The 26,303-nt window shown below is 39.8% G+C and carries 26 protein-coding genes; 22 read left to right on the top strand and 4 right to left on the bottom strand.

The genetic code is table 11. The features are described from left to right. The first annotated feature begins 4 nt into the window (after positions 1–4). From MSG36_RS16020 to gpmM, 17 genes are all read left to right on the top strand, one after another. The gene (locus tag MSG36_RS16020; RefSeq protein ID WP_248368751.1) at positions 5–1,123 is read left to right on the top strand and encodes an O-antigen ligase family protein; all 1,119 of its coding nucleotides are present in this window, start codon (positions 5–7) and stop codon (positions 1,121–1,123) included. After that, positions 1,110–2,135: an acyltransferase family protein gene (locus MSG36_RS16015; RefSeq protein ID WP_248368750.1), complete on the top strand. Its 1,026-nt coding sequence runs from the start codon at positions 1,110–1,112 to the stop codon at positions 2,133–2,135. The genes MSG36_RS16020 and MSG36_RS16015 overlap by 14 nt, the downstream gene beginning before the upstream one ends. Continuing rightward, positions 2,119–3,060 (top strand): KpsF/GutQ family sugar-phosphate isomerase, encoded by a 942-nt coding sequence (locus MSG36_RS16010; protein ID WP_248368749.1) that lies wholly within the window; start codon positions 2,119–2,121, stop codon positions 3,058–3,060. Before MSG36_RS16015 ends, MSG36_RS16010 begins: the two co-directional genes overlap by 17 nt. Before the next feature lie 21 nt (positions 3,061–3,081). Further along, on the top strand, positions 3,082–4,224 hold the full coding sequence (locus MSG36_RS16005; protein WP_248368748.1) for a polysaccharide biosynthesis C-terminal domain-containing protein: 1,143 nt from the start codon (positions 3,082–3,084) through the stop codon (positions 4,222–4,224). After that, positions 4,221–5,321, top strand: a complete 1,101-nt coding sequence (locus MSG36_RS16000) for a hypothetical protein (protein ID WP_248368746.1) — start codon at positions 4,221–4,223, stop codon at positions 5,319–5,321. Before MSG36_RS16005 ends, MSG36_RS16000 begins: the two co-directional genes overlap by 4 nt. 20 nt (positions 5,322–5,341) lie before the next feature. Then, the gene (gene kdsA, locus MSG36_RS15995; RefSeq protein ID WP_248368744.1) at positions 5,342–6,136 is read left to right on the top strand and encodes a 3-deoxy-8-phosphooctulonate synthase; all 795 of its coding nucleotides are present in this window, start codon (positions 5,342–5,344) and stop codon (positions 6,134–6,136) included. Positions 6,137–6,188: 52 nt separating this feature from the next. Further along, positions 6,189–6,809: a sugar transferase gene (locus tag MSG36_RS15990; protein WP_348983456.1), complete on the top strand. Its 621-nt coding sequence runs from the start codon at positions 6,189–6,191 to the stop codon at positions 6,807–6,809. Continuing rightward, entirely contained in the window at positions 6,802–7,041 is a 240-nt protein-coding gene (locus MSG36_RS15985; RefSeq protein WP_248368742.1) for a phosphopantetheine-binding protein, read from the top strand. The genes MSG36_RS15990 and MSG36_RS15985 overlap by 8 nt, the downstream gene beginning before the upstream one ends. A gap of 56 nt (positions 7,042–7,097) precedes the next feature. Then, the gene (locus MSG36_RS15980) at positions 7,098–8,150 is read left to right on the top strand and encodes an acyl-protein synthetase (RefSeq protein ID WP_248368740.1); all 1,053 of its coding nucleotides are present in this window, start codon (positions 7,098–7,100) and stop codon (positions 8,148–8,150) included. After that, entirely contained in the window at positions 8,140–9,387 is a 1,248-nt protein-coding gene (locus MSG36_RS15975; RefSeq protein ID WP_248368738.1) for an acyl-CoA reductase, read from the top strand. The genes MSG36_RS15980 and MSG36_RS15975 overlap by 11 nt, the downstream gene beginning before the upstream one ends. A 12-nt stretch (positions 9,388–9,399) precedes the next feature. Beyond that, positions 9,400–10,047, top strand: coding sequence for an acetyltransferase (locus tag MSG36_RS15970; protein ID WP_248368737.1), 648 nt, complete (start codon positions 9,400–9,402; stop codon positions 10,045–10,047). Between the two features lie 3 nt (positions 10,048–10,050). Continuing rightward, complete coding sequence (locus tag MSG36_RS15965; protein ID WP_248368736.1) at positions 10,051–10,791, top strand: SDR family NAD(P)-dependent oxidoreductase; 741 nt, start codon at positions 10,051–10,053, stop codon at positions 10,789–10,791. Between the two features lie 16 nt (positions 10,792–10,807). Then, positions 10,808–12,184 carry an AMP-binding protein gene (locus tag MSG36_RS15960; protein WP_248368734.1) on the top strand — a complete coding sequence of 459 codons (1,377 nt, stop codon included), beginning with the start codon at positions 10,808–10,810 and terminating at the stop codon, positions 12,182–12,184. Between the two features lies 1 nt (position 12,185). Next, the gene (locus MSG36_RS15955) at positions 12,186–13,361 is read left to right on the top strand and encodes a DegT/DnrJ/EryC1/StrS aminotransferase family protein (RefSeq protein ID WP_248368732.1); all 1,176 of its coding nucleotides are present in this window, start codon (positions 12,186–12,188) and stop codon (positions 13,359–13,361) included. A 358-nt stretch (positions 13,362–13,719) separates the two neighbouring features. Next, the gene (locus tag MSG36_RS15950) at positions 13,720–15,657 is read left to right on the top strand and encodes a nucleoside-diphosphate sugar epimerase/dehydratase (RefSeq protein ID WP_248368730.1); all 1,938 of its coding nucleotides are present in this window, start codon (positions 13,720–13,722) and stop codon (positions 15,655–15,657) included. Between the two features lie 165 nt (positions 15,658–15,822). Further along, the gene (locus MSG36_RS15945) at positions 15,823–16,005 is read left to right on the top strand and encodes a hypothetical protein (protein WP_017063154.1); all 183 of its coding nucleotides are present in this window, start codon (positions 15,823–15,825) and stop codon (positions 16,003–16,005) included. 226 nt (positions 16,006–16,231) lie between these two features. Next, positions 16,232–17,764, top strand: a complete 1,533-nt coding sequence (gene gpmM, locus MSG36_RS15940; RefSeq protein ID WP_248368729.1) for a 2,3-bisphosphoglycerate-independent phosphoglycerate mutase — start codon at positions 16,232–16,234, stop codon at positions 17,762–17,764. A 143-nt stretch (positions 17,765–17,907) separates the two neighbouring features. Here gpmM and MSG36_RS15935 read toward each other — a convergent pair whose 3' ends face one another. The 4 genes from MSG36_RS15935 to MSG36_RS15920 all read right to left on the bottom strand — a co-directional run bounded on the left by MSG36_RS15935 (position 17,908) and on the right by MSG36_RS15920 (position 20,629). Next, positions 17,908–18,255 carry a type II toxin-antitoxin system RelE/ParE family toxin gene (locus tag MSG36_RS15935; RefSeq protein WP_123962210.1) on the bottom strand — a complete coding sequence of 116 codons (348 nt, stop codon included), beginning with the start codon at positions 18,253–18,255 and terminating at the stop codon, positions 17,908–17,910. Between the two features lies 1 nt (position 18,256). Continuing rightward, positions 18,257–18,508, bottom strand: a complete 252-nt coding sequence (locus MSG36_RS15930) for a type II toxin-antitoxin system Phd/YefM family antitoxin (RefSeq protein WP_248368728.1) — start codon at positions 18,506–18,508, stop codon at positions 18,257–18,259. Positions 18,509–18,601: 93 nt separating this feature from the next. After that, on the bottom strand, positions 18,602–19,099 hold the full coding sequence (locus MSG36_RS15925) for a methylated-DNA--[protein]-cysteine S-methyltransferase (protein WP_248368727.1): 498 nt from the start codon (positions 19,097–19,099) through the stop codon (positions 18,602–18,604). 186 nt (positions 19,100–19,285) lie between these two features. Then, positions 19,286–20,629, bottom strand: a complete 1,344-nt coding sequence (locus tag MSG36_RS15920) for an MATE family efflux transporter (RefSeq protein WP_248368725.1) — start codon at positions 20,627–20,629, stop codon at positions 19,286–19,288. 432 nt (positions 20,630–21,061) lie between these two features. On the opposite strand from MSG36_RS15920, the gene MSG36_RS15915 reads away from it, so the two are divergent. The 5 genes from MSG36_RS15915 (at position 21,062) to MSG36_RS15895 (ending at position 26,239) form a co-directional block, all read left to right on the top strand. Next, positions 21,062–21,352, top strand: coding sequence for a co-chaperone GroES (locus MSG36_RS15915; protein WP_004741353.1), 291 nt, complete (start codon positions 21,062–21,064; stop codon positions 21,350–21,352). A 51-nt stretch (positions 21,353–21,403) separates the two neighbouring features. After that, the gene (gene groL / locus MSG36_RS15910; RefSeq protein ID WP_081230126.1) at positions 21,404–23,050 is read left to right on the top strand and encodes a chaperonin GroEL; all 1,647 of its coding nucleotides are present in this window, start codon (positions 21,404–21,406) and stop codon (positions 23,048–23,050) included. Positions 23,051–23,417: 367 nt separating this feature from the next. Beyond that, positions 23,418–23,759, top strand: coding sequence for a four helix bundle protein (locus tag MSG36_RS15905; RefSeq protein ID WP_050619811.1), 342 nt, complete (start codon positions 23,418–23,420; stop codon positions 23,757–23,759). Positions 23,760–24,026: 267 nt separating this feature from the next. Further along, entirely contained in the window at positions 24,027–24,584 is a 558-nt protein-coding gene (locus MSG36_RS15900) for a hypothetical protein (protein ID WP_017068001.1), read from the top strand. A 176-nt stretch (positions 24,585–24,760) separates the two neighbouring features. Further along, a complete protein-coding gene (locus tag MSG36_RS15895; RefSeq protein ID WP_248368724.1) occupies positions 24,761–26,239 on the top strand; it encodes a sensor domain-containing diguanylate cyclase in 1,479 nt (492 codons plus the stop codon). The last annotated feature ends 64 nt before the right edge of the window (positions 26,240–26,303 follow it).

Here is a 26,303-nt window from a genome sequence, read left to right as displayed (position 1 = left end):
ATTTGTGTTTGCATTTCTAGCGCTAATCCCTAATTTAAATGTTAGCTTACTCGCTTGTTTTTTTGCTGTAACTATTTCTTGTGTATTGTTACAAGCTATTTACAGTGGGTTTAAAGTACATAGTGTAATAATAATTATTTTTTTAGTGTATTTGACGTCAACATGGGTTATTGGTTTCTCAAATTCTTCTTATGGTAGACTTTTTAATTTTCTGATATTTTTCTTTTCTTTCATACTCTGCTTAGAATTTAAATTTTCAGAGAAATACATAGTCATCTTAAGCAGGTTCGTTCTTTACTTATCAGTTATCATGTTAGCAACGCAAATATACATATTAATTGACAATCCTTTAATATTATACCAAGCCAACTTTTTAGATGAATCAGATAGGCCACAATTATTAGGTAATACTATATATGTAATGTTCTTATGCTTTATTTCATATATCCTTGTTTTTTTCTGCAAAATAAGAAAATTTGAAAAGATCACGGTTATCAGTCTGACGCTTATTTATGTGATATTGAGTGGGAAAACTACTTCGTTACTATTATTTTCTTTTTTGTTAGCCCTTACATTCATTGTTCGAGGTGGGGCTTTGTTGAAAATATTTAACGTTCTAGCCTTTGTGGTTGGTTTATATTTTGTACATAAATTTGATATTCTACCCGAATTTGTATCAGACCGAATTGTTGCACTGAATGATTTATTTTTTAAAGAAGGACAAGACAGTAGCAACTCCGAATACCTAGGTAGATTCGATTTGATCCGATTGAGTGCGGAGACATTTTTAAATAACATATTTTTGGGGGTTGGTGGTAATTACGTCGACTTTAAAGGCGATTTTACTTTGGTTTACAATTCCGGAATTGGGCATCATTCTGAGTTTATTGACTTTTTGTCGAGGTTTGGTCTTATAGGTGCTTTCTTTCTTGTCTTTTCGATATTATCGGTTTTCGGTAGGTTTTTGTTGAACCACATTGATTTCTTGTTTTTTAGTATAGTGGTTTTTATTTGGTTTATTATGAATAATGCTATATCGATAGAGTTTGCATTTTTAAATCTATTTACATTTTTAGTTATATCAAATAGAACTTCAATCAAAGGAAAAAATGGAGTTTCCTAATAAGGATATTATGAGAGATTGTACTATAGATATTTATCGAGGCTTGTGTTTATCACTTGTTGTGCTTGGTCACTCTCCTTATTTGCCTGTAGATATCAGACAAGTTATATATTCATTCCACATGCCAGCATTTTTCATTTTGTCTGGATATCTTTTTAAAAATAACGGAAGGAAAACACAAAATTATATTTATTCAAGGTTTAGACGGCTTGTTATACCTGCATGGACCTTTGGTATTATATGTTCAGTGCCTTTTATAGCCGCATCTCTTACCGGTTTTTATTCGATAACTACCCAAGTGCTACTCGACAAGCTTTATGGAACTCTGACTGGATATCCACTGCTTGTTGGTAATTTCTATACCACACCATTATGGTTTTTGTTCTGTTTGTTTATTGTTGAATGCATATCGTTCACTGTTAATAATATATTACCCAGATATTTCTATATCACGTTATTATTTATAGGTGTGATCGGGATTATTCTGACTAAAGTAGACATCCCCATCACCCCATTTAATGTTCCTATAGCATTAGTCGCCATTAATTATTACTTATTGGGTATCATTATAAAAAAACTAGATTTGTCCTTTACTATAAAGAGAGCCGCCATTTTTATATTGCCTTTGTTAATGTGTTATGGGTATTTTTACGAATTTTCAACAAAGACCATAGACATTTCTCAGAGAGAGCTAGGTGATCCTGTCTTTATTGGTTTAGTTCTTTCTTGTCTTGGTTCTTTTATTGTTCTTGCAATATCAAAGTTACTATCTTATTGGTCAGGCTTATATGTTATTTATTGGGTTAAATGGTTTGGTATCAACTCTATAGTGGTAATTGGCTTTGATTACCTCACAAATTTAGTTCTCCTAACTGCCTTTAATATAGTGGGTTTTGAGGTTGGATATACTATTATTTTTGTATCGCGACTATTACTGCTTTCACTTTTGATATATATGATCTCTAAGATTAAAATTCTAGACTATTTAATTAATAATGGAAAAATGGGATAAAAAAATGTTAAATTTCGCTAAGAAAGTGATTTCAATTCAGATTTCTGGTCTAAAAGATATATCAGATAGTCTTGATGCTAATTTCTCTCAAGCTGTTGATATTATTAGCTTTTCCTCCGGAAGAGTGATCGTATGTGGAATGGGGAAGTCAGGGCTAATTGGTAAAAAAATTGCTGCAACTTTTGCTAGTACAGGTACGCCAAGTTTTTTTATGCATCCAGCTGAGGCATTTCATGGTGATTTAGGTATGGTCAAAAGTGAAGATGTTTTTTTGGCATTATCAAACTCTGGAGAAACAGACGAGATTTTGCAATTATTACCTTTTTTACAATCCAATAATAATAAAATAATATCTTTAACTGGTAATGAAAACTCCAGTTTAGCGTTAAATTCAAATGTACATATATCTACACATGTTCGTAAAGAAGCTTGCCCATTACAGCTTGCCCCTACGGCATCTACAACAGCTACGTTGGTAATGGGGGACGCTTTGGCTATGTGTTTGATGGAAAAAAATAAGTTTACACCAACAAATTTCGCTCGTTTTCATCCTGGAGGGAGCTTGGGAAGAAAACTATTGTACAAAACAGCTGATGTGATGGATAGAAACGTACCGATTGTTGATATAGAGTCTGACTTTAAGGGCGTGGTTTCTGTTCTCGCAAGCTCTAGGAGTGGTTTCGTTTTATCTACATTAAATGAAAGTGTTCTTATTATAACGGATGGAGACCTAAAACGAGCTATGGATAAATTTGGAAGTGAAATCTTCGATGTAAGTATTGTAGATTATGCATCGGTCGACCCTCTTTCAATTGCACATAATGTATCTGTAGATAAGGCATATCAATATATGGATGAGTGTGGTGTTAATATACTTCTAATCAAAGATGAAGAACTCAATATCGTTGGGTATCTGAAGAAATAATACCTAGTGTTTGAGGGCAAGATGCGTTTCAATATATTTGTAAATACATTGATAATAGGTTTGGAAAAAATACTCCAGTTTTTAGTTATCTATATGATATCCAACAACTATACGGAGAGAGAGTTTTCCATTTATGTCGAATATATTTCATTGGTTTTGGTGTTGAGCATTTTTTACAGCATCGGTTCTGGTGTTTATTTAAAGGAGCTATATTCTAAATATGGTGACGAATATCGAGATTGTTTCTTTGATATTTCAAAGTTATTGTTTATCTCATCTTTACCTATATCTTTAATTGCGTGTATCATTTTTAGTATGGAGGTTTTTTCTTTACCCTCTGGCTATTATCACATACTATTTATTCAGTCGATAGTTACAGCATTTAGTGCTACATGGAATATTAATAATATTATTAATTCTTTTCTTGTTAAAAGAGCTGTTTACTTAATATTAGTTCCAAAAATGTTACTTATATCTTTGCTTTTCTTCGATCTGGAAATTATTGACATAATATATGTGCAACTTATTTTTTCAGTTATATCTTTGATTTTTATATTCCCAAGATTTAGAATTAAATATAGCGGAAAAGTTATTTTCACTGAAGCTGTTAAATATCTACCTCACAGCTTGGGGATGTATATCATAATAAACTCAGATAGGCTGATGGTTTCAGCTTTATCTTCGGATTATGAGTTGATTAAATATACGCTAGCTACTCAGTTTACTAATTTACTAAATTTGGTATCGATACTATTTGAAGTGGTTTTCATTAAGTTTATATTAACCAAAGATAAAGCGCATGAACGCAAAATATCTACAATTAAATTGTTATCTGTTCCATCTTTTATATTTTTTGCATATTGCTTAACATATATATTCGAAATTGTCTATCCAAAATATTCTGGAGATGTTAAATATATTTTATACATAAATTCAATTGCGATGTCATTTATGTTTATATATATGTTAAACGTTAACAAAAAAATATCTAGCGGGAATGGTGGTAGCGTGGTTTTATTTTCTTCATCTTTTGCTATTTTGAATTTGTTGCTAAATTACTACTTCATTCCAGAGTTTGGAGCGTTAGCCGCTTCGTTGTCTACTTTATTAGTTTATGGACTTATGGCTATATTTACCACAAGTCGTAAAAGGAATAGAAATTGAATGTATTGATAGTAGCGCCTTTTTTTGATCTTGAGGCAAAAACCAATAGACCTGCTATGATTAGAGATGTCCTTTCGTCTTCGGGATGTAATGTTTTTACACTAACTAGCGACTTTTCGCATGCTATGAAAAAACAGGTGGTGTATTCTGAATTAGATATAAGAGCAATAAAGACGATGAGGTATTATAGTAACACTGGTATTTCTCGTTTTTTCTCTCATATTTTATTATCTATAAGCTTTATGATTTGGTATTTTAATAATCGAAGTAAATTTGATTCAGTGTATGTAACATCTCCTTTTGTTATTTTTGCTCTTTTTGTTGGAATCGTGAATAGAAGCAAACTAATTATAGATGTTGTTGATTTCTGGCCTGACTCTCTTCCTTTTCCAAAAGGGAGGGTATTTAGATTAGGTACCTTTATTTGGCATAAAATTAATGCCTTTTCTTATAGGTATGCGGATTGTGTTATATCATTGTCTAGCACATTTCTTGAATTAGTCCCAGAACGAGGATTAAAAAGACAAATTAGCCTTGGTACTCATTCTGACTTTGCTAAATTAGATTTTGAATCGAATGTGATTAATATATTATATGTAGGTAATATTGGACAGTTATACGATTTTTATACGCTAGTTGATTCTATTGCTATTTCTCAACGGAAAGTTAAGTTACATCTTGTTGGGGGGGGGGATGTTTTAGATGATCTTATCTTTCAACTTAATTCTAAAAACGTGGATTATGTTTATTACGGTTTAGTCTATGACGACCAAAAACTAAAGAATATTGCATCTAAATGCCAACTGGGTTTCAATGGTTTCAAAGATGAAACCAATGCATCATTTTCCTACAAGGCGCTTACATATCTTATGTATGGCCTACCAATTTTAAATTCAATGCAGGGGGACCTCTACGACATTGTTATCAAAAATGATTTGGGTTTGAATTATAAACCAGGAGATGTCGAATCATTGCTTGGGATAATCGATGGTATTGATCAATTGGAACAAAAAAACCAAAATGTCATGAAATATTTCAGTAAAAATTTAGAGTATGATGTCGTAGCTAAAGATATTTTGAATGTGTTTGATATTTAGATATTTAATTGGAGTAAGTTATGTTTTTAATCGCTGGACCGTGTGTTATTGAATCTGAAAGTTTGGTTATGGATACCTTTGGTTATTTGCAAGATGTCTGTAGTAAGTATGGTATAGAATATATAGCAAAGTCTTCATTTATAAAAGCGAACCGTTCATCTAATAGATCATTCACCGGACCTGGCATGGAAAGTGGACTAAAAATACTACAAAAAGCTAAAAAGGAGCTTGGTGTTAGAGTGCTAACAGATGTCCATGAGCGTGAAGGCCTCGATGAAGTCGCGTCTGTCGTCGACGTATTACAGACTCCTGCTTTTTTGGTTCGCCAAACTGATTTTATTGAAACTGTAGCTTCTCTTGGTAAGCCTGTGAATATTAAGAAAGGTCAGTGGATGCATCCTTCCGATATGTTCCCTGTTGTTGAAAAATGTAAAGCCGTAGGAAATGATGATATTTGGTTGTGTGATAGAGGAACGAGCTTCGGATTTGGCCAACTTATAAACTACATGCCAGGGTTGACAATAATGAAAGAATCAGGTTGTAAAGTCATCATGGATGCAACCCACAGCGTTCAAATGCCAGGAGTGTTAAAAGGCTCTACGGGCGGGAACAGATATCACGTCCCTGCGATAGCTAGAGCAGCTGTCGCTGTCGGTATTGACGGCCTATTCATGGAAACCCATCCTGACCCTGATAATGCTTTATGCGATGGCCCTAACATGTTGAAGTTAGAGCATATGGAAGAATTACTAGAAACATTGTTAGAAATTGATAATATAGTAAACCGTAAACCTCCAGTTGAGAAAAGTTTTTGATGAAATTGTATTTAACAGGTTTAATCTTTTTTCTAGCAAGAGGTAATAAATCGTGAAACGAATTTTTGATGTCATAATATCTTTTTTAGCATTAGTGTTCTTTAGTCCTATTATTATCGTGATATATCTTTTTGTTAAAAAAGAGTTTGGTTCTCCGGTCTTATTCAAACAAAAGAGGCCTGGACTTAACGGTAAGCCTTTTGAATTGATCAAATTTCGAACAATGAAGGGTTCGATGGATGCGAATGGTTGTTTGTTACCAGACTCCGAAAGGATGACGTTATTTGGTGAGAAACTTCGCAGTTCTAGCTTAGATGAATTACCAGGCCTTTGGAATGTATTAAAAGGTGACATGAGTTTAGTTGGACCAAGGCCACTTTTAATGCAATATTTGCCGCTATATAATGTTCGTCAAGCCACACGACATAATGTACGTCCTGGCATTACTGGTTGGGCACAGGTCAATGGACGTAACGCTATTAGTTGGGAACAAAAGTTTGATTATGATATTTGGTATGTTGAAAATAAATCCACATGGTTAGATATTAAGATATTGATTTTAACAGTAAAAAAAGTTTTTATAAAAGAAGGTATCTCTGCTGTCGGGGAGGCTACAATGTCTGAGTTTAAAGGTAGCTCAGGTGTTATTAATCAAGGAAAAAAACATGAATAATAATTTAAAGTTGCAAGAAGCGTTTATGACTGCGTTAGGTGTTTCAAAAAACGTGATTAATGATGATTTAAAATACAATAGCATCGAAGAGTGGGATTCGATAGCTCATATGACTTTAGTTGCTGAGTTGGAAGGTGTTTTTGATGTTATGTTAGATACTGATCAAATAATTGATATGAGTTCTGTTGGTAAAGCCCGAGAAATTCTTACTACTCATGACGTAGAGTTTTAAATTACATAGTGGTAGTTGAATTAACTATCACTTGTATTTAATTTAGGTTTATAAACATGTACAATATTAATGACTTACTTGAACTTGATGGCCCTTATACACTTAATAAAGAGGACAAGCACTGTGTTTTAGCTGAAGCATTATCTGAGCTTGATAATTATCACTTTGAAAATTGTTCAGAGTATAACAATATAATTCAAGCATCTGGTATTTCAAATTATTTGCTTCCAGTTCGTCTATTTAAGCTTCTTGATTTGAAAAGTGTACCTAAAGATGAATTGTTTAAAGTGCTTACTTCATCGGGTACAACTTCTCAGGTGGTATCCAGAATCAATTTGGATAAATCAACAGCACAGCTGCAGACTAAAGTTTTAGTCCATATTATGCAGTCTTTTATAGGTAAACAACGCTTACCAATGTTGATTATAGATCATCCGAGTGTGGTGAAAGATCGCGCTAACTTTTCAGCAAGGGGAGCTGGAATTCTTGGCTTATCAAATTTCGGGCGTTTTCATACTTATGCATTAAATAATGATATGAGTATTAACTTTGATGCTATTGAGTCATTTATTTCGAAATATCAAGATCAAGAGATTTTAATATTTGGCTTCACATTTATGATTTGGCAGTATTTTTTACAGAGACTGAAAGAAAAAAATCGAACGTTAGATTTAGCAAATGCTGTCATAGTTCATAGTGGTGGTTGGAAAAAATTACAGGATCAAGCAGTCGATAATAAGACATATAAAGCTGAACTATTAAAATATTGCGGTATTAAGCGAGTTCACAACTTTTACGGTATGGTCGAACAAGTGGGTTCGATTTATGTTGAGTGTGAGAAAGGGCATCTCCATTGTCCAAACTTTGCTGATATTAAGTTTTTAGATCGCCGTACGCTTGAGCCAGTCGGAATAAAAGAGACAGGTGTTATTGTCGTTGAATCTATTATCCCACGAAGTTACCCGGGCCATCGCTTATTAACTGAAGATTTAGGTTATTTGATTGGTGAAGATAATTGTGATTGTGGGCGCAAGGGTAAGTATTTCGCGGTTACGGGGCGATTACCAAAAGCCGAAATAAGAGGATGTAGTGATACCCATGACAGTTAAAAATAAATATTTATCTGATGAAGAAAATATCAGTATACTGACACCACCTGATGAAAATATATCCAATTTTTTTATTTTTAATAATAATCTCCCTATTTTCTCTACGCTAATTAAGCAATTTGTGGATGAATTTTCCAAAGAGCTTCTAAGTAATACCAAACTAAAAATATACCCAGACATAGTGTCTTTAGCATTCTGGATGCGAAAATCAAATATCGTAAGGCTGGAAAAAAACTTTATTCGAAAGTGCGGTGGAGTTGTAAAGGTACCAGTTGGTAACGTAATACATTTTGCGCCTTCTAACGTTGATACTATATTTATTTATTCCTTGTTCATATCATTACTATTGGGTAATAAAAATGTCGTACGTGTATCCTCTAAGCAGTCTGTACAACGGGATATTTTAGTTGATATGCTTTCTAGCCAGTTATCAAAGGATAAGTTTTCTTCTTTAAAAAACTATTTGTGCATTGTCAGTTATCCGCACTCTGATAAAATTACTAAAGATCTATGTAGTGATATAGATCTTCGAGTAGTTTGGGGAGGAGATGATACGGTTAATAAGATTTCTTCCTTCTCTATGAAACCTACCGCTACTGAAATTAAGTTCGCCAATAAATATTCAGTGTGCTTAATTGATGCTGAAAGTTTATCCTCATTTACAGATGAGGTATTCAACAAAAACGTAATTGACTTTGTAAATGATAGCTATTGGTTTGGGCAGCAAGGCTGTTCGTCACCACGTACTGTTGCTTGGATCAATAGTAATGGACAGCAAGAGACAATAGACCGATTTTGGACTGCAGTTTCAGATAGAGCTAGTTTATTGTTTGCAAAGGATATTGAGCCTGCCGATATTGCGAATAAAGTAGTAGCGTCATGTCATATTTCAGCCCTAGTTTCACAATGTGATTTTATACATCAAAATGAGATGCTTACGCGAATATCTTTACCGAAGATAAGTGTTCATAACTCTGTTCGAGAGTTGCATTGTGGTTCAGGATTATTTATCGAAGTAAGCTTGAACCATATTTCAGAACTGACATCACTAGTTGATAGAAAAGTACAAACAATTAGTTATATTGGTTTTTGTATCGATGACTTGAAATGTGATTTTATTAATCATGGTATATACCCTGATAGAGTTGTACCTGCTGGAAAGGCGCTCGATTTTAGTACATTATGGGATGGGTATGATCTGCTCCAAAGTATGACTCGATCAATTGACTTTGTGTAATAAGGATAACGATTGAAAAATTTAGTTTTTGTTGGTGGTGGTGGTTATTTCATTGAGCTGCTTGACTATATAAAAAAAGATATAGTATCAGGCGTTATTCCTTGTATCCAAATTAAAGGTGTTATTGATGATAAAGATCTAGGTGATTATTGTCCTATCGACTACCTTGGAACTTTAGATAAGTACATTGTAAGCTCTTGTGATGTTTTTATAATTGCCATTGGTAGCGTGAATTATCGGCAATCCATTTATTTATCTTTAAAAGAACGCGGTGCTGATTTTTTTACATATATCCATCCAACAGCGATAGTAGCAAAGTCGGCGTCTGTTGGTGAAGGTACCATAGTATGTCCATTCTCCATCATTAATGCGACAGCTAATGTAGGGGCTAATGTCTCTATCAATGTCCATGCCAGTGTGGGTCATGAGGCTCAAGTAGGTGAACATTGTGTTATATCTCCATATGCTGCACTCAATGGAAATGCAAAGGTTGGCGCTCAAACATTCTTAGGTACTCGTTCAACCATTTTCCCAGGAGTCTCTATTGGTAATCAAAATATAATTGACTCACACACGGCTGTGAGAAAGTCAGCCGGGGATAAGTTAATAATCTCTGAACGCGCTAAATATTCTGTGGTTGAAAATAGATTTATAAGGTAAGTCATGATTTTAAAAGATAAAGTAGCACTAGTAACTGGTGCTACTCGTGGCATCGGTACAGCGACGGTTAAACGTTTTTGTGAGGAAGGCGCTAAAGTATTTATTAATGGTCGTGATATTTCGAAGGTTAATAAATTGTGCGATGACTTAATGTCGAAAGGCTACGATGTTGAAGCACTTTGTTTTGATGTCGCAAATGCTAACGAGGTAAAAATAGCATTTCGTGCGCTAATAAAAAAAACGAAACGACTGGACATATTGGTTAATAATGCTGGTATTTTAGATGATGCTTTAATAGGCATGGTTACAGAACAGCAGATTCAGAGTACTTTTGCAATTAATACGTTTTCAAACTTGTATACAGCGCAATATGCTTCCCGGTTAATGACTCGGAACAAAGCTGGTAGCATTATTAACTTAGCTTCTATCATCGGTACTAATGGTAATGTTGGGCAAGCTGTTTATGGTGGTTCTAAAGCCGCAGTTATTGGGATAACAAAATCCTTGGCTAAGGAATTGGCAAATAACAACATAAGGGTCAATGCTATTGCCCCTGGCTTTATTAAAACGGATATGGCCTGTTCATTAACCGAAGATAAATTTAATGAGCGCGTCGAGTCTATTGCTATGCAACGCATAGGTCAGGCAGAAGAAATTGCTAATGTTGCTGTGTTCTTAGCATCTGACTTATCTAGCTATGTAACGGGACAAGTTATAGGTGTTGATGGTGGAATGCTAATCTAGGGCTGGAGATGATAATATGACTTCTAATTTCTGGAATCTTGATGATTCTGTCAGCAATAATACAGCGGTGATTACTGAAAGTGACTGTAAGATAACGTATGAACAATTACAGAAAGACATTCAGGACTTTTCTAAAAAGTTGCCAAAAACCAGATCTTTTGTTTTTTTATTGGTAGATAATACATATGTAAGTTTAGTTTCATATTTATCTTGTTTGTATGCAAAACAACCCTTTTTGTTAATAGACTTAAAAATTGAACAAGGCTTATTAGATACACTTCTAATGCAATACAATCCTAACATTCTTGTTAAATTCGGTAATATACAAGTTCTACATAGTGAGGTTTTTGAACTCTACCCTGATCTTGCTATGATGATCTCAACTTCTGGCACTACTGGTTCACCTAAATTAGTAAGGCTGTCTTACAATAATTTGGCATCTAATGCTCGTTCAATTGTAGATTATTTAGGTATTAGTGATTCTGAGGTGGCTATTACCACACTTCCAATGAGTTACTCCTATGGGCTGTCGATTATCAACTCTCATTTATTAGCCCGAGCTACAATTGTGCTTAATGACTTCGGCGTTATAACCAGAGATTTTTGGGCTAAAATTCAAAATTATTCTGTTACATCGTTTGCAGGAGTACCTTATGTATTTCAAATGCTAAAAAGGCTTAAATACACAAGGTTTGATACATCTAGTATTCGTTATATTACTCAAGCAGGCGGAAAGCTTGATAGTGAAACAATAGAGTACTTCTTAGCAGAGTGTTCAGCTCTTAAACAGAGGTTTGTGGTTATGTATGGGCAAACAGAGGCATCTCCACGGATTAGTTATGTTCCACCTCAAGAGCTCGCCTCTAAAGTTGGCTCAATAGGTATAGCCATACCAGAAGGAGAGTTGTATTTGATCGACTCTACTGGAAAGAGAGTATATTCACCGCATGTAGAAGGTGAAATTGTTTATCGTGGTGCAAACGTCATGTTGGGGTATGCTGAAACTACTAAAGATCTAGCTTTAGCTGATGAGCAGAAAGGACTGTTAAAAACTGGTGATTTAGGGTATTTCGATGAAGATGGTTATTTTTTTGTTACAGGGCGGGCAAAAAGATTTATTAAACTATTTGGACTTCGTATTGGCTTAGACTCGATAGATTATTGGTTATCAGTAAACTCAATTAATGCTGTCAGTACAGGAAGTGATGATAAGTTATTTATTTGCTTCGAAGGTGAAAATCATGATTTTGACGAGGTGAAGCGCAATCTTGCTAAAAAGTTTAAATTAAATATTAATGTTATTCAGTCAATTAACATTAAAAACATTCCACGCAAAAATGGTGGAAAGGTTGACTTTAAAATACTCAATAATATGATTTTGGAGTTGAATTAAGATGCTAAATACTAACTTATCCCCATGGCCTTCATTCACTCAAGAAGAAGCGGATGCCGTAAGTAAGGTTGTACTTTCAAATAAAGTAAACTATTGGACGGGTCAAGAAGGGCGTGAATTCGAAAAAGAGTTTGGGGCTTGGGTTGGCTGTGAATATGCAGTAGCTCTGGGTAACGGTACGCTAGCGTTAGATGTTGCACTGAAAGCATTTGGGGTTGGTCAAGGTGATGAAGTGATCACCACATCTCGTACTTTCTTAGCATCGGCTTCGTCAATTGTAACGGCTGGTGCGACACCTGTATTTGCCGATGTTGATCTAAACAGTCAAAACATTACTGCTGAATCGATACAAGCGGTACTTACGCCAAAAACCAAAGTCGTGATTGTTGTTCACCTAGCGGGTATGCCTGCCGAGATGGATGCAATTATGGCGCTCTCTGAACAGCACGGCTTTAAGGTTATTGAAGATTGTGCTCAGGCGCACGGTGCGAAATACAAAGGTCGCAGTGTCGGTACGATTGGTCATATTGGTGCTTGGTCTTTCTGCCAAGACAAGATCATGACCACGGGCGGCGAAGGCGGCATGGTAACCACCAACGATAAAGATCTATGGTCGTTTATGTGGTCTTATAAGGATCATGGTAAAAGCTTTGATGCCATTTACAACCGCGAGCACGCACCGGGTTTCCGTTGGCTTCATGAAAGCTTTGGTACCAACTGGCGCATGACAGAAATGCAAGCCGTTATTGGTCGTATCCAAATTCAACGCATGGCTGATTGGACGCAAAAGCGTCAAGCAAACGCAGCTGTGATTGAAGCGGCGATGGCTGATCTTCCAATTGTTCGCAGTGTGGATATTCCTGAATACATTGAACATGCCGAATATAAGCATTATATGTTTATTCGCCCTGAGCATCTAAAACCAGGTTGGACTCGCGATAAAATTGTTGATGCGATTGTTGAGCAAGGTGTGCCTGTATATCAAGGCAGTTGTTCTGAGGTTTATTTAGAAAAAGCATTTGATGGCACAAGCTTCAGGCCAGAAACACCATTAAAGAACGCAGTTCAGTTAGGTGAAACCAGCTTAATGTTTCTAGTGCACCCAACCTTAACGCAGAGCGAGGTTGAGAAAACGGCGGAAGTGCTGCGTGCTGTTTTACTTGAAGCACAAGCTTAATCATCCTCACAAGTAAAAAAGAGCTTTTTCTTTCAGCATCTTTGGTCTCAATATTACTGGCTTACTGGCTTACTGGCTTACTGGCTTACTGGCTTACTGGCTTACTGGCTTACTGGCTTAAGTTTCCAATATATGAGATGTCAGTTAGTTTAAGCTCTTTTCTTAAGCTGTCACAAATACCCTAATAGCTGAAAGTTGTCGAACTGTTGGGGCTTTTATATCAATAACAAATTAATGCGCGAATTAAATGTTCGGGTTATCTTTTGCAAGTTCTCTTTGCGAATTTAAATAATGTTCAACACATCCCACTCATGCAGTCTTTGTGGTTTATTAAATACTCATAAATAAGAATAACTTTATGCAACGTCTAAACTTCATATGGCACCTTTCTCGTTTTAAAAAGCGGGTTATCAGTGTTTCTATTGATGCTTTACTCATTATATTTGCTCTGCACATTGCGCTGTGGACAAGGCTAGGCGATTTCCAATTTTTGAATGATGGCGACAACTTATTACTGACAGGCTTAACAGTAATAATGACGGTGCTTATTTTTACTAAATTAGGGCTTTATCGCGCAGTACTTAGGTATCTCACCTTTCAAGCGCTGTTTGTGGTAACGGCAGGCGCAATATTGTCGGCAATCTCTTTGGCTCTTTTTGCGTATTATTTGCAAGAACCAGTCCCTCGTACTGTGCCTATTATTTACGGTGCTTATTTAGCTTTGTTGTGTGGTGGCTCTCGTTTAGTGGTTCGCAATCTTGTCGCGACGACATCGAAAGATTCACGTCAAGAAGTACTGATTTACGGTGCGGGCTCAGGCGGCCGACAATTGGCTGTTGCGTTAAGAGCGTCTGAAAACTATCGAGTACGCGCGTTCATTGATGAAGACAAAACGCTCACCAATACGATGATTTTGGGTTTGCCCGTTATTGCATTAGGCAAAGCGGAAAGGTTGATTGAGAAGCACGATGTTTCTAAAATCTTGCTCGCGATCCCTAGTGCTTCTCGTGCTCGCCGTAAGCAAGTATTGGATTTGCTGGCGCAGCTGCCCGTTGAGATTCAAACCGTTCCTGAAATGGCGGATATTGTGTCAGGTAAAGCGAAAATTGATGAGCTTACCGATGTACCTATTGAAGATTTGCTCGGTCGTGATGCGGTTGCGCCTCAGCAGGTTCTGATGGAAGCCAACATCAAGGGCAAAGTGGTGATGGTGACCGGTGCTGGCGGCTCAATTGGTTCTGAACTTTGTCGTCAAATTCTTAAACAACAACCTAAAACATTAGTGTTGTTTGAAGTGTCTGAGTTTGGCTTGTACCAAATTGATCGCGAGCTTTCCCTCGTCAAAGAAACTAAAGGTTACGATGTTGAAATCGTTCCACTATTAGGCTCGGTACAGCGCTCACATCGCTTATTGACCTCAATGCAGTCTTTTGGTGTGCAGACGGTTTATCATGCCGCGGCTTATAAACATGTTCCTCTTGTCGAGTATAACGTTGTCGAAGGTGTGCGTAATAATGTTTACGGCACTTACTATACGGCTAAAGCGGCGATTGAAGCGGGTGTTGAATCCTTTGTGCTTATCTCGACAGATAAAGCGGTACGCCCAACTAACGTGATGGGCACCACCAAGCGTATGGCGGAATTAGGCTTGCAAGCTTTGGCTGAGCAAGAGAACCTAAAAGATCACGGCACACGTTTCTGTATGGTTCGCTTTGGCAATGTGCTTGGCTCGTCTGGTTCGGTGATTCCTCTGTTTAAAAGGCAGATTAAAGCCGGTGGCCCACTCACTGTTACCCACCGCGATATTACCCGTTTCTTTATGACCATCCCTGAAGCGGCGCAATTGGTGATTCAGGCGGGCGCTATGGGTAAAGGCGGTGATGTTTTCGTTCTTGATATGGGTGAATCGGTCAAAATCACAGACCTTGCAGCAAACTTGATTAATCTTTCAGGGCTTTCTGTTAAGAATGAAGAGAACCCTCATGGTGATATTGAGATCCAATTCTCTGGCCTGCGTCCTGGTGAGAAGCTCTATGAAGAGTTATTGATTGGCGATAACGTATCCCCAACAGCTCATGAGCGAATCATGACCGCGCAAGAAGTATTCTTACCGATTAATGAATATGACACGCTACTTGAATCTTTGGATTTTGCTTGTCACAACTTACAACATGATGCGATTCGCCAGCTACTTCTTGATGCGCCAACCGGGTTTAAGCCGACAGATGGGGTAGGGGATTTGGTTTGGAATGCTGCTCAGAACAAAGAAGAGCTCCTTCTAGAACCTAGAACCTAGAACCTAGAACCTAGAACCTAGAACCTAGAACCTAGAACCGATATTGAGTTCGGTGATGTGAATTATGACCTTCCGTTAGCGTGTTTTTTACACAATTCTTTCGAAGATGTTCTGTTTATTGTCCATAATTACTATGAGCTTTAATAGCGATATGAGGCAGTAATCATGATAATAGATATTTCATCTAATCAAGAAATTGAAGAAAGTTTGGATCAAATATTGTGGGATGATTTTAGCTTTCAATATGTTACCAACAAAACCACAGTGATAGAGCAACCAGCGGTGCATGATCTAAAGTCACAGGACGATGATGAAGAGCATGACACTGAAATTAATCTTCTAAACTGAAGAGCCGTGAGGCTACCGTTGTTCCGCTTTTTCAATATGGATGGTGGGGATATAAGTGTTCATATCCCTACTTTACTCCCTCCTAAAATGACGCTTTTTTTCATATTCGATCATCCTACCTGCGCCCTTTCTTGATCTTCCACTACAGTTTTGACTGTAAACTGTAGTAAAATTACGCTAATTTGTTTTTATACCGATTTATTTTGAATTGAACGAGGTCAGTCCTATGTCAGCTAAGAAGCCAATGGCTCTAGTGATCCTTGACGGTTACGGTTACCGTGAAGACAACCAAGACAACGCTATCGCGAACGCTAAAACACCAGTATTAGACGGTCTTATTGCTAACCAACCTAACACGCTAATCTCTGCTTCTGGCTTAGATGTAGGCCTACCAGATGGTCAAATGGGTAACTCTGAAGTGGGTCACACCAACATCGGTGCGGGTCGCGTGGTATACCAAGATCTTACTCGTATTACTAAGTCAATTTCAGACGGCGAGTTCGGCCAAACTGAAACGCTGGTTAACGCTATCGACAAAGCGGTGAAAGCAGACAAAGCGGTTCACATCATGGGCCTTATGTCTCCAGGTGGCGTTCACTCTCATGAAGACCACATCTACGCAGCCGTTGAAATGGCAGCAGAGCGTGGTGCAGAGAAAATCTACCTACATGCTTTCCTAGACGGTCGTGATACACCGCCACGTAGCGCAGAAAACACACTTGCACGTTTCCAAGCACTATTTGCTAAATTGGGTAAAGGCCGTGTTGCTTCGCTTATTGGTCGTTACTACGCCATGGACCGTGATAACAACTGGGATCGCGTTCAAGAATCTTACGACCTGCTTACTCAAGCAAAAGCAGAATTCACATTCGACACAGCCGTTGCTGGCCTAGAAGCGGCTTACGCTCGTGACGAAAACGATGAGTTCGTTAAAGCAACTGAAATCAAAGCAGAAGGCGAAGAGTCTGCCGCTATCGTTGATGGCGATGCGGTTATCTTCATGAACTACCGTGCTGACCGTGCGCGTGAAATCACACGTGCATTCGTGCCTGATTTCGACGGCTTTGCTCGTAACGTATTCCCAGCGATCGATTTCGTGATGCTGACTCAATACGCAGCAGACATTCCACTTCTATGTGCATTCCCACCGGCTTCTCTAGAGAACACCTACGGTGAATGGCTATCGAAAGAAGGCAAAACACAGTTACGTATCTCTGAAACAGAGAAATACGCGCACGTGACTTTCTTCTTCAACGGCGGTAAAGAAGACGAGTTCGAAGGCGAAGAGCGTCAACTTGTTGCTTCTCCAAAAGTAGCAACTTACGATCTACAGCCAGAAATGAGCGCACCAGAGCTAACTGAAAAGCTTGTTGCAGCAATCAAAGGCGGCAAATACGACGCTATCGTTTGTAACTTCCCTAACTGTGACATGGTTGGCCATACGGGCGTTTACGATGCAGCGGTTAAAGCGGTAGAGTCGCTAGACGAATGTTTGGGCAAAGTGGTTGAAGCAATCAAAGAGGCTGACGGCCAACTGCTAATCACAGCGGACCACGGTAACGCGGAAATGATGGTAAACCCAGAAACGGGCGGCATCCACACGGCGCACACGAACCTACCAGTGCCACTTATCTACGTTGGCAACAAAGACGTTGAGTTCAAAGAAGGCGGTAAGCTGTCTGACCTTGCACCAACGATGCTTTCTCTATCTGGTATTGATATCCCAGCTGAAATGTCAGGTGATGTGATCGTTAAATAGTTGTTTGGCTCAGCGGTTCACGTTGAGCTTTAACGATTTTGAAAGCCCGCACTTCAAAGTGCGGGCTTTTTTATAGATGCGAGATACGAGTAAACGAGATGCGAAGAGCTTAAGAGCAGATGCGAGATACGCAGAGCTAAACGTTATTTGTAGAGTATGCAGTGTTGAATGAGCAGTTGTTCTAAGTTTTGTTTTTGCAATGCGATAACATCTACAATTACTCTCGTTTCTTTCGGATGAGCTGACGGTAACGTTCGGTAGATAATACGAAAACTATCGAGATGAAATTCGCGAAAGTTTTTCACGCCAAGCTCTAGTAAAGAAGGGGCAATGTTTGCAGCATGAGGGTTATCAGAGACCAAGGCTTCAAATCGGTCGAGAAGAGCTTCTATGCGTTCAATAACAGCCACTTCACTCGAATAATCACTTAAGTAATTAATTAAAGCATCAAGTAATTGTTCAAAGGTGTCTGTGTACTCGATGGTGGTCATATTATTGAACCGATTGTTTACGCTTTGCCAGTTTATCTCGAACCTGAGAGCTGGAGTTTACTCGGCCATGTTTTTCATCATCAATAGAAAACGACAATAGTTTCATTAGCGCTATAGCTTCATCTCTACGCTTTCGATCTTCATAAGATTCAATCGTATAAGCGGGCTTACCATTTTGAGTAATGGTCATAGGCTCAGATAAATCGAGGTTAGCCGCGTGCTTTTTTAAGTAACTTATCGTTTCAGTGGACATTATCATCATCTCTTAATGTAGAGGTTTAAATGTAGACTATATTTAGTCTGATGACAACGGCGCTTCTTGATGGTGAAACTTTATATTATTGATCTAGCGAGATAAGGTTTGCTTCTTTTTATTTAAAACCGAACGCTCAAAATCCAACAACCACTCTTTGCGGTTCATGCCGCCGGTGTAGCCAGTTAATGTTCCATTTGCGCCGATGACTCTATGGCAGGGTACAACAATACTAAATGGGTTCTTGCCGTTCGCACCACCCACCGCTCTTACGGCTTTTGGGTTTTCCATTCTCTTTGCTTGTTCGCCGTAGCTGATGGTTTCGCCATAAGGAATGGTTGTTAAAGCCGTCCATGCTTTGAGCTGAAAATCAGTACCTTGTGGCTTTAAAGGCAAATCAAAGCTTGTACGTTTGCCTGCGAAGTATTCATCTAACTGTTTCGTCGCCAGTTGGCAAAGCTCATCTGGATTGCTAGTCATTAGCTCTTCATGATTTACATGGTCAATTTCAATAAGCGACACACCATTACTCACAATGATCATCTTGCCAATCGGTGCGTCATAGAACATTTTGTAAGTACTGTCTTCCATGTCATCTTCCTTCTTTCTAGTCTTTAGTATCTCGTACCTGCTTTTCAAGCTCTTCGCATCTCGATACCCGAATCTCGCATCTGCTCTTAAAGCTCTTCGAATCTCGATATCCGCATCTCTCATCTGCTCTTATATCTTTTCGCATCTCGCATCCCGCCTCTGCTTTTTTAGGCTCTTCGCATCCCGCTACTCGTATTTCTCATCTGCTTTAGCCCTTACACGAAGTGCAAAGCAATACCCCGAAATACCACCCATTATGTTTCCTAGTGCTAGGCCTATAAACAGCCCTTCGACGCCATCAAGTTGGCTGCCCACCCAAGCAAATGGCAGGGTAAATACAAACAGGCGCATGAAGCTCCATTGAAAGGCTTTGAGTGGTTGATGCATCGCATTCATCGCGCTGATCAACATCATCACAATGCCTTGAAATCCGTAGCTAAAGGGGACGACTAGCAAGTAATGCCACAAAATGCCTCGCACGGATTCTTCTTGAGAGAACAGGGCGGCCAAAGGAATGCTCAGTGGCACCATCATTAAGAAAATCAAACCTTGGAACATCACCGCAAAACGCATACTGAGAAACAGTGCCTTAAAGCTGCGTTGTGGGTTGTTTGCGCCAAAGTTCTGCGCCATGAAAGGCGTAAGGGCAGAGGTCAGAGACATCAACACAATGATAAGAATCGATTCAATACGCTGGGCAGCTCCGTAAGCCGCCACGGCTTCGGTTCCTTGTTTGGCAAGCATCATCATTATAATGGCGCCAGCAAGTGGATTGAGGGCATTGGAAAGGGCTGCGGGTGTGCCAATGGTTAAGATCTGTTTCCAGTCATCGATGAGGTTTTTTAGCTTAGGCGGAGCAAGTAGCTTTTCTCGTATGGTTAATACATACAGTGAGCCACACAATGCACCAAACCAACTGAAGCCACTAGCAATCGCGGCTCCCTGAATCCCTAATTCAGGGAAGGGGCCGTAACCAAAGATTAATAGGGGATCGAGAATGCCGTTAATCAGGCCGGCCAACATCATAATCTTGGCGGGTGTTTTAGTATCACCACTGGCTCGTATTGCACTATTACCTGCCATTGGAATAACAAGCAGTGGAATGGCTAAATACCAGACTGTCATGTATTCAGATATTAGTGGCAGTAACTCAGGTTCAGCACCTAACAGAGTAAACATAGGCTCTAGCGTTATAAGCCCCAGTGTTGATGCAAAACCAACAAGCAGCACAGCAAGCAGTAAACCGTGGCAAGTAAAACGAGCGGCATTTTGCGCGCAACCTTGGCCCAGCAATCTTCCAATACACGTCGATAAGCCAATGCCTATGCCCATGGTAATGCAGTTGATGGCGAAGGTGACAGGGAAAGTAAAACTCACCGCTGCAAGGGCTTGTGTGCCCAGTAATGAGATAAAGAAGGTATCGACGAGGTTAAACATCAAGATCGCCACCATACCGAATATGGTCGGTATGGTCATGGTACGTAATGTACTCTCAATAGGGGCGGTTAATAGCCCGTGCTTATCTTGCATGTAAAACGCCGATAGAAACCAAAAGCGTAGGATAAACAGATGTGGGCGGGAAGGGAATAGCTTAAAGAGCAGATACGAGATGCGAGTAATCGGGATACGAAGAGCTTAAAAGCAGAAGCGGGATTCGAGTAAACGAGATACGAAGAGCGAGAGGGGCAGTTACGAGATGCGGGTAAACGAGTATCGAGAGCTAAAAGCGGAGAAAAGATATGCAGCCTTCTTTTGTTTTATCCCTGACAGTTACACAGGATTACTCGCAGGGGCGTTTTTGCTTTTCGTATCTCGCATCCCGTTTACTCGTATCTGCTCTTTGGATCACAATTTTTCCCTTTCACCCCTTGGGATCTTTCACATCGCCCCAACATACTCTTTAACCCCATGCCAATCGTGGCAACTATCAAATTAAATGGAAATTATCAGGAGATCTGACCGATGAATATCCGTCCTCTACACGACCGAGTTATCGTTGAGCGCCAAGAAGTTGAATCTAAATCTGCTGGTGGCATCGTTCTAACTGGTTCTGCCGCTGAAAAATCAACTCGCGGTGTAATTCTAGCTGTTGGCAAAGGCCGCATTCTAGAAAACGGTTCAGTACAACCATTGGACGTTAAAGTTGGCGACACTGTTATCTTCGCTGAAGGCTACGGCACTAAGTCTGAAAAAATCGACGGCAAAGAAGTTCTGATCATGTCTGAAAACGACATCATGGCGATCGTTGAGTAATCCGACCCATAAACCTGAACTGACTGAATAAAGAATTTAAAGGAAATAAAGATGGCTGCTAAAGACGTTAAATTTGGTAACGACGCACGTATTAAAATGCTAGAAGGTGTAAACGTTCTGGCTGACGCGGTAAAAGTAACGCTAGGTCCTAAAGGCCGTAACGTTGTTCTAGACAAATCATTTGGCGCACCAACGATCACTAAAGATGGTGTTTCTGTTGCACGTGAAATCGAACTTGAAGACAAGTTCCAAAACATGGGCGCACAAATGGTTAAAGAAGTGGCCTCGCAAGCGAATGACGCTGCGGGCGACGGTACAACGACAGCAACAGTTCTTGCTCAAGCAATTATCACTGAAGGCCTAAAAGCCGTTGCTGCTGGTATGAACCCAATGGATCTTAAGCGTGGCATCGACAAAGCGGTTATCGCAGCAGTTGAAGAGCTAAAAGGCCTTTCTGTTCCATGTGCAGATACTAAAGCTATCGCGCAAGTAGGTACTATCTCTGCAAACTCTGACGCGACAGTCGGTAACATCATTGCTGAAGCGATGGAAAAAGTAGGCCGTGATGGCGTTATCACAGTTGAAGAAGGTCAGGCTCTGCAAGACGAGCTAGACGTAGTAGAAGGTATGCAGTTCGACCGCGGTTATCTATCTCCTTACTTCATCAACAACCAAGAAGCAGGTTCTGTTGATCTAGAAAGCCCATTCATCCTTCTTATCGACAAGAAAGTATCAAACATCCGTGAACTTCTTCCGACTCTAGAAGCGGTTGCTAAAGCATCTCGTCCACTTCTAATCATCGCTGAAGATGTAGAAGGCGAAGCGCTAGCGACTCTAGTTGTGAACAACATGCGCGGCATCGTGAAAGTGGCGGCTGTTAAAGCCCCTGGTTTCGGTGACCGTCGTAAAGCAATGCTTCAAGATATCGCTATCCTAACGGGCGGTACGGTTATCTCTGAAGAGATCGGTCTAGACCTTGAGAAAGTAACGCTAGAAGATCTAGGTCAAGCTAAGCGCATTACTATTACTAAAGAAAACTCAACCATCATCGATGGTGCGGGTGAAGAAATGATGATCCAAGGTCGTGTTTCTCAAATTCGTCAACAAATCGAAGATGCAACGTCTGACTACGACAAAGAGAAACTTCAAGAGCGCGTAGCTAAGCTAGCTGGCGGTGTTGCAGTAATCAAAGTGGGCGCTGCGACTGAAGTTGAGATGAAAGAGAAGAAAGACCGTGTTGAAGATGCACTTCACGCAACTCGCGCTGCAGTTGAAGAAGGTGTGGTTGCTGGTGGTGGTGTTGCACTTATCCGCGCTGCATCTAAAGTTGCTGGCCTTGAAGGCGACAACGAAGAGCAAAACGTAGGTATCCGTGTTGCACTACGTGCAATGGAAGCGCCTATCCGTCAAATCACTAAGAACGCAGGTGATGAAGAATCAGTGGTTGCTAACAACGTTCGTGCTGGCGAAGGTAACTACGGTTACAACGCGGCTACTGGCGAATACGGCGACATGATTGCGATGGGTATCCTAGATCCAACTAAGGTAACTCGTTCTGCACTTCAGTTCGCAGCATCAGTTGCTGGTCTTATGATCACAACAGAAGCGATGATCACTGATAAGCCACAAGATTCTGGCCCTGCAATGCCTGATATGGGTGGCATGGGCGGTATGGGTGGCATGGGCGGTATGATGTAATCATCCCCCTTTCTCGTAACAGAGAAAGCCATACATAAGCTTTAAAAACGGAGACCTTGGTCTCCGTTTTTGTTTTTTAAAGAGCAGATACGAGATTCGAGTAATCGGGATGCGAAGAGCTTGAAGGCAGATACGAGATTCGAGTAATCGGGATGCGAAGAGCTTGAAGGCAGATACGGGATTCGGGTAAACGGGATGCGAAGAGCTTGAAAGGCAGATTTGGGTTATCGGGTTACGAAAAGAATTTAGAGTAGGTATGAGATTAGAAAAGATGAAAGGATAGAAGTCCTGAACTTTGGTTCTTTTTTGGTTCTTTTCAATGGGGTACTTTTGAGATGATTAGGTTTTCGGTCTTTAGGTAGAAATTGTGCTTTATAGAAAACTTGATGTTTGGCAGCGCAGTCGTCTGTTGTCGATCTCTGTTTACCGGGAGATGGTTTCTTGTCGTGATTATGGTTTCAAAGATCAGATTACTCGCAGTGCTTTATCTGTACCTAGCAATATTGCTGAAGGCTGTGAGCGAAAGTCTCTTAAAGAGCGTAAGCATTTCTTTGCAATCGCCAAAGGATCCATTGGTGAGTTTGCAACTCAAGCAGACATAGGCTCTGAAGTTGGATTCATTTCCAATGAGGCAGGGGAGCAATGGCAATCTGAAGCACTTCAAATCTCACGAATGCTTGGAGCCTTAATCAAATCACTAGAACAGTAGACTTCTTTGCTCTTTGCTCTTTGCTCTTTGCTCTTTGCTCTTTGCTCTTTGCTCTTTGCTCTTTGCTCTTTGCTCTTTGCTCTTCGCATCTCGTCACTCGAATCCCGCATCTGCTCTTAACCATTGCTCTTTATGATTTAGCGGCTTATATTCAACAGTACAGTTATGACATTGATCTAATATGGATAGCTGTTGAATAAAGGATAATAAATACTTGATTGAAAATGGATTAATCAAGTCAACAATAAGTCAGTGGAGACTCCCCCAATGAAAAAACTACTTTCAGTATTAGCTGTGTCGGCAGCGGTAATGGCACCAGCGGCATTTGCTTCATCGCCAGTTATGTTTTCAACGATCAACGGCTTCAACGCACCTGATTCAGATGCGGTTGGCGGTGTACGTTTAGCTCTGCTTCACGGACAAGTAAACGACCTTAAAGGTGTCGATCTTGCGGTTGTTGGTATGTCTGAGACGCAAACAACAACAGGTGTGAACCTGGGTATCTTCGGTGCATCAAAAGTGAACCAAGAAATGACCGGCGCATCTCTAGGTTTCTTCAACTGGAACACAGGTAAAACAACGGGTGTTAACCTTGGTGCAGTGAACATTACCAATGATGTAAAAGGCGCGAACGTGAGTTTCGTCAACTACTCAGAAGGTAACACTATGGTTGATGTTGGCGCTGCGAACCTTTCAGAAGTGTCGACGGTTCAGGTTGGTATCTTCAACAAAACCAACAAAATCGAAGGTGTACAAGTTGGCCTGATCAACTGTGCTGATAACGGTTTCTTCCCGTGCTTCCCGATTGTAAACTTTGCTAAATAACGCTGTCGTTTAGCCTATCAACGCCTAAACTCTTTGTTTAGGCGTCATTACGTTCAATTCTATTTCTGACCACACTCCTCAAATTGCTGATAAGCATGTTGTTTTATATTTGTTGTTGCGATGTTCTGATTTATAAGTACAATGTGCGATAAATTCCCAATGATGATTTATATGCTTTGATTAACCACCATACCGTCGATTTTAAAAAGGCTTTTTTAGGTCTGACCGCCAGTTTTTTAGTAGTTTTGAGCTTGTTGCTCGTTGATTCAGCGGAAGAATCAGATAAACAGTATGGAATGGAAAACCAAGGCGTGACACGCTCTTTAGCGGAGCTCACACAGATCATAAATGCGCTTGAGTACAACATCACAGCGCTTTATCCACTGCATGGGGATACCTATGTATTTTCGCATGACAAAAAGATCGAAGGTGAGACGTGCTACTTCACCAGTGAGGAGCAACATGCCCCTCGTTTTGATTTTATGTTCTCTGGCCCTCGCGAGATGTGCAACCCGAAATCGGACCTTTATGCCGAAGCGGGTAAGCGCTTGTTCATCGCGCCGACCATGGCTTATTTTGCCAATACCATTGATACCATCTCTGCGATTTACTTCATTTCAAAAGAGAAGTTCATCATATCTTCGCCTTCTGACTTTGCCAGTTACATCAAGGGCGACACCTTTGATTCGGTTGTGAATAGCAGGCCTTATTGGGTGAACACGATTCGTTTTGGCTTAGCTCAAGGTCAAGACCAAGTGGTGTATACCGGCCAATACGATGACTACCTAACAGGTCAGAAAGTGGTGACTTTAACCAAAGGAATCTACGTTAATGGCGAATTCAAAGGAGTATTGGGTGTCGATGGCTATGTCTCTAACCTAGTTTCGAATCCTACCCATGGTTATAAAGTCACTAGTACGCGAGGCGCAAACAAATACGGGTTTATGGATTTTACCTATTCCAAGCCTCTGTATGTTGATGACATTAACACCCAGCTATATCTGAGTATTGAAGAAGATAAGAGCGAGCACTTTCTGCATGTATTGGAGATGGAGAAGATTCAGCTTTCGATACTGTTGGTTTTGTATCTGCTCTCGGTTTTATGGTTATGGCGCTTCTATACGAGACAAGAACACCAGCGTTTAAATGACCTCGCAATGCGCGACCCATTAACTGGCTTGCTGAATCGACGTGGTTTTGAAGCTCGATTACTGGCTCAGGATGAAGAGCCGATTATTGGTGTTGGTGTGTTTGATATCGATGATTTCAAAGTCGTTAATGATCAATATGGCCATAAAGTGGGGGACGAGGTGATTTGTCATGTTGCTCAGTTGATGCTGAACAGCGTTAGACAGCAAGATATCGTGGCTCGATTTGGTGGTGAAGAGTTTGTTGTTGCGATTACGGGTGAATCATCAGAGTTGCTTTCGTCGATCTTTGAGCGAATTCAAAACGACATTAGCCTACAGAGTTATCGATGCCCTATGGGTGACAAGATTAGTATTTCTGTGTCTGGCGGCGCGACGCTTTACTCTTTGTATAAGTTCGATAGTGTTGGGCACTTGTGGGAAAACCAGAGTATTCGTTCGTCTGATGAGCAGCTCTATAAGGCAAAGGCTGCGGGTAAGAACCGGGTGTGTATTCAGGTGTATTAAGCGCTTTCGTAAAAACTCAAAGCCTAGTCGTTTGACTAGGCTTCTTTTTTGTCTCTAAGGAATT

The sequence above is a fragment of the Vibrio sp. 1CM8B genome, assembly GCF_023161685.1.
GTDB lineage: Bacteria > Pseudomonadota > Gammaproteobacteria > Enterobacterales > Vibrionaceae > Vibrio > Vibrio coralliirubri.
The sequence above is the reverse complement of the archived record's forward strand: the minus strand, read 5'-3'. Positions and strand labels throughout refer to the sequence as shown.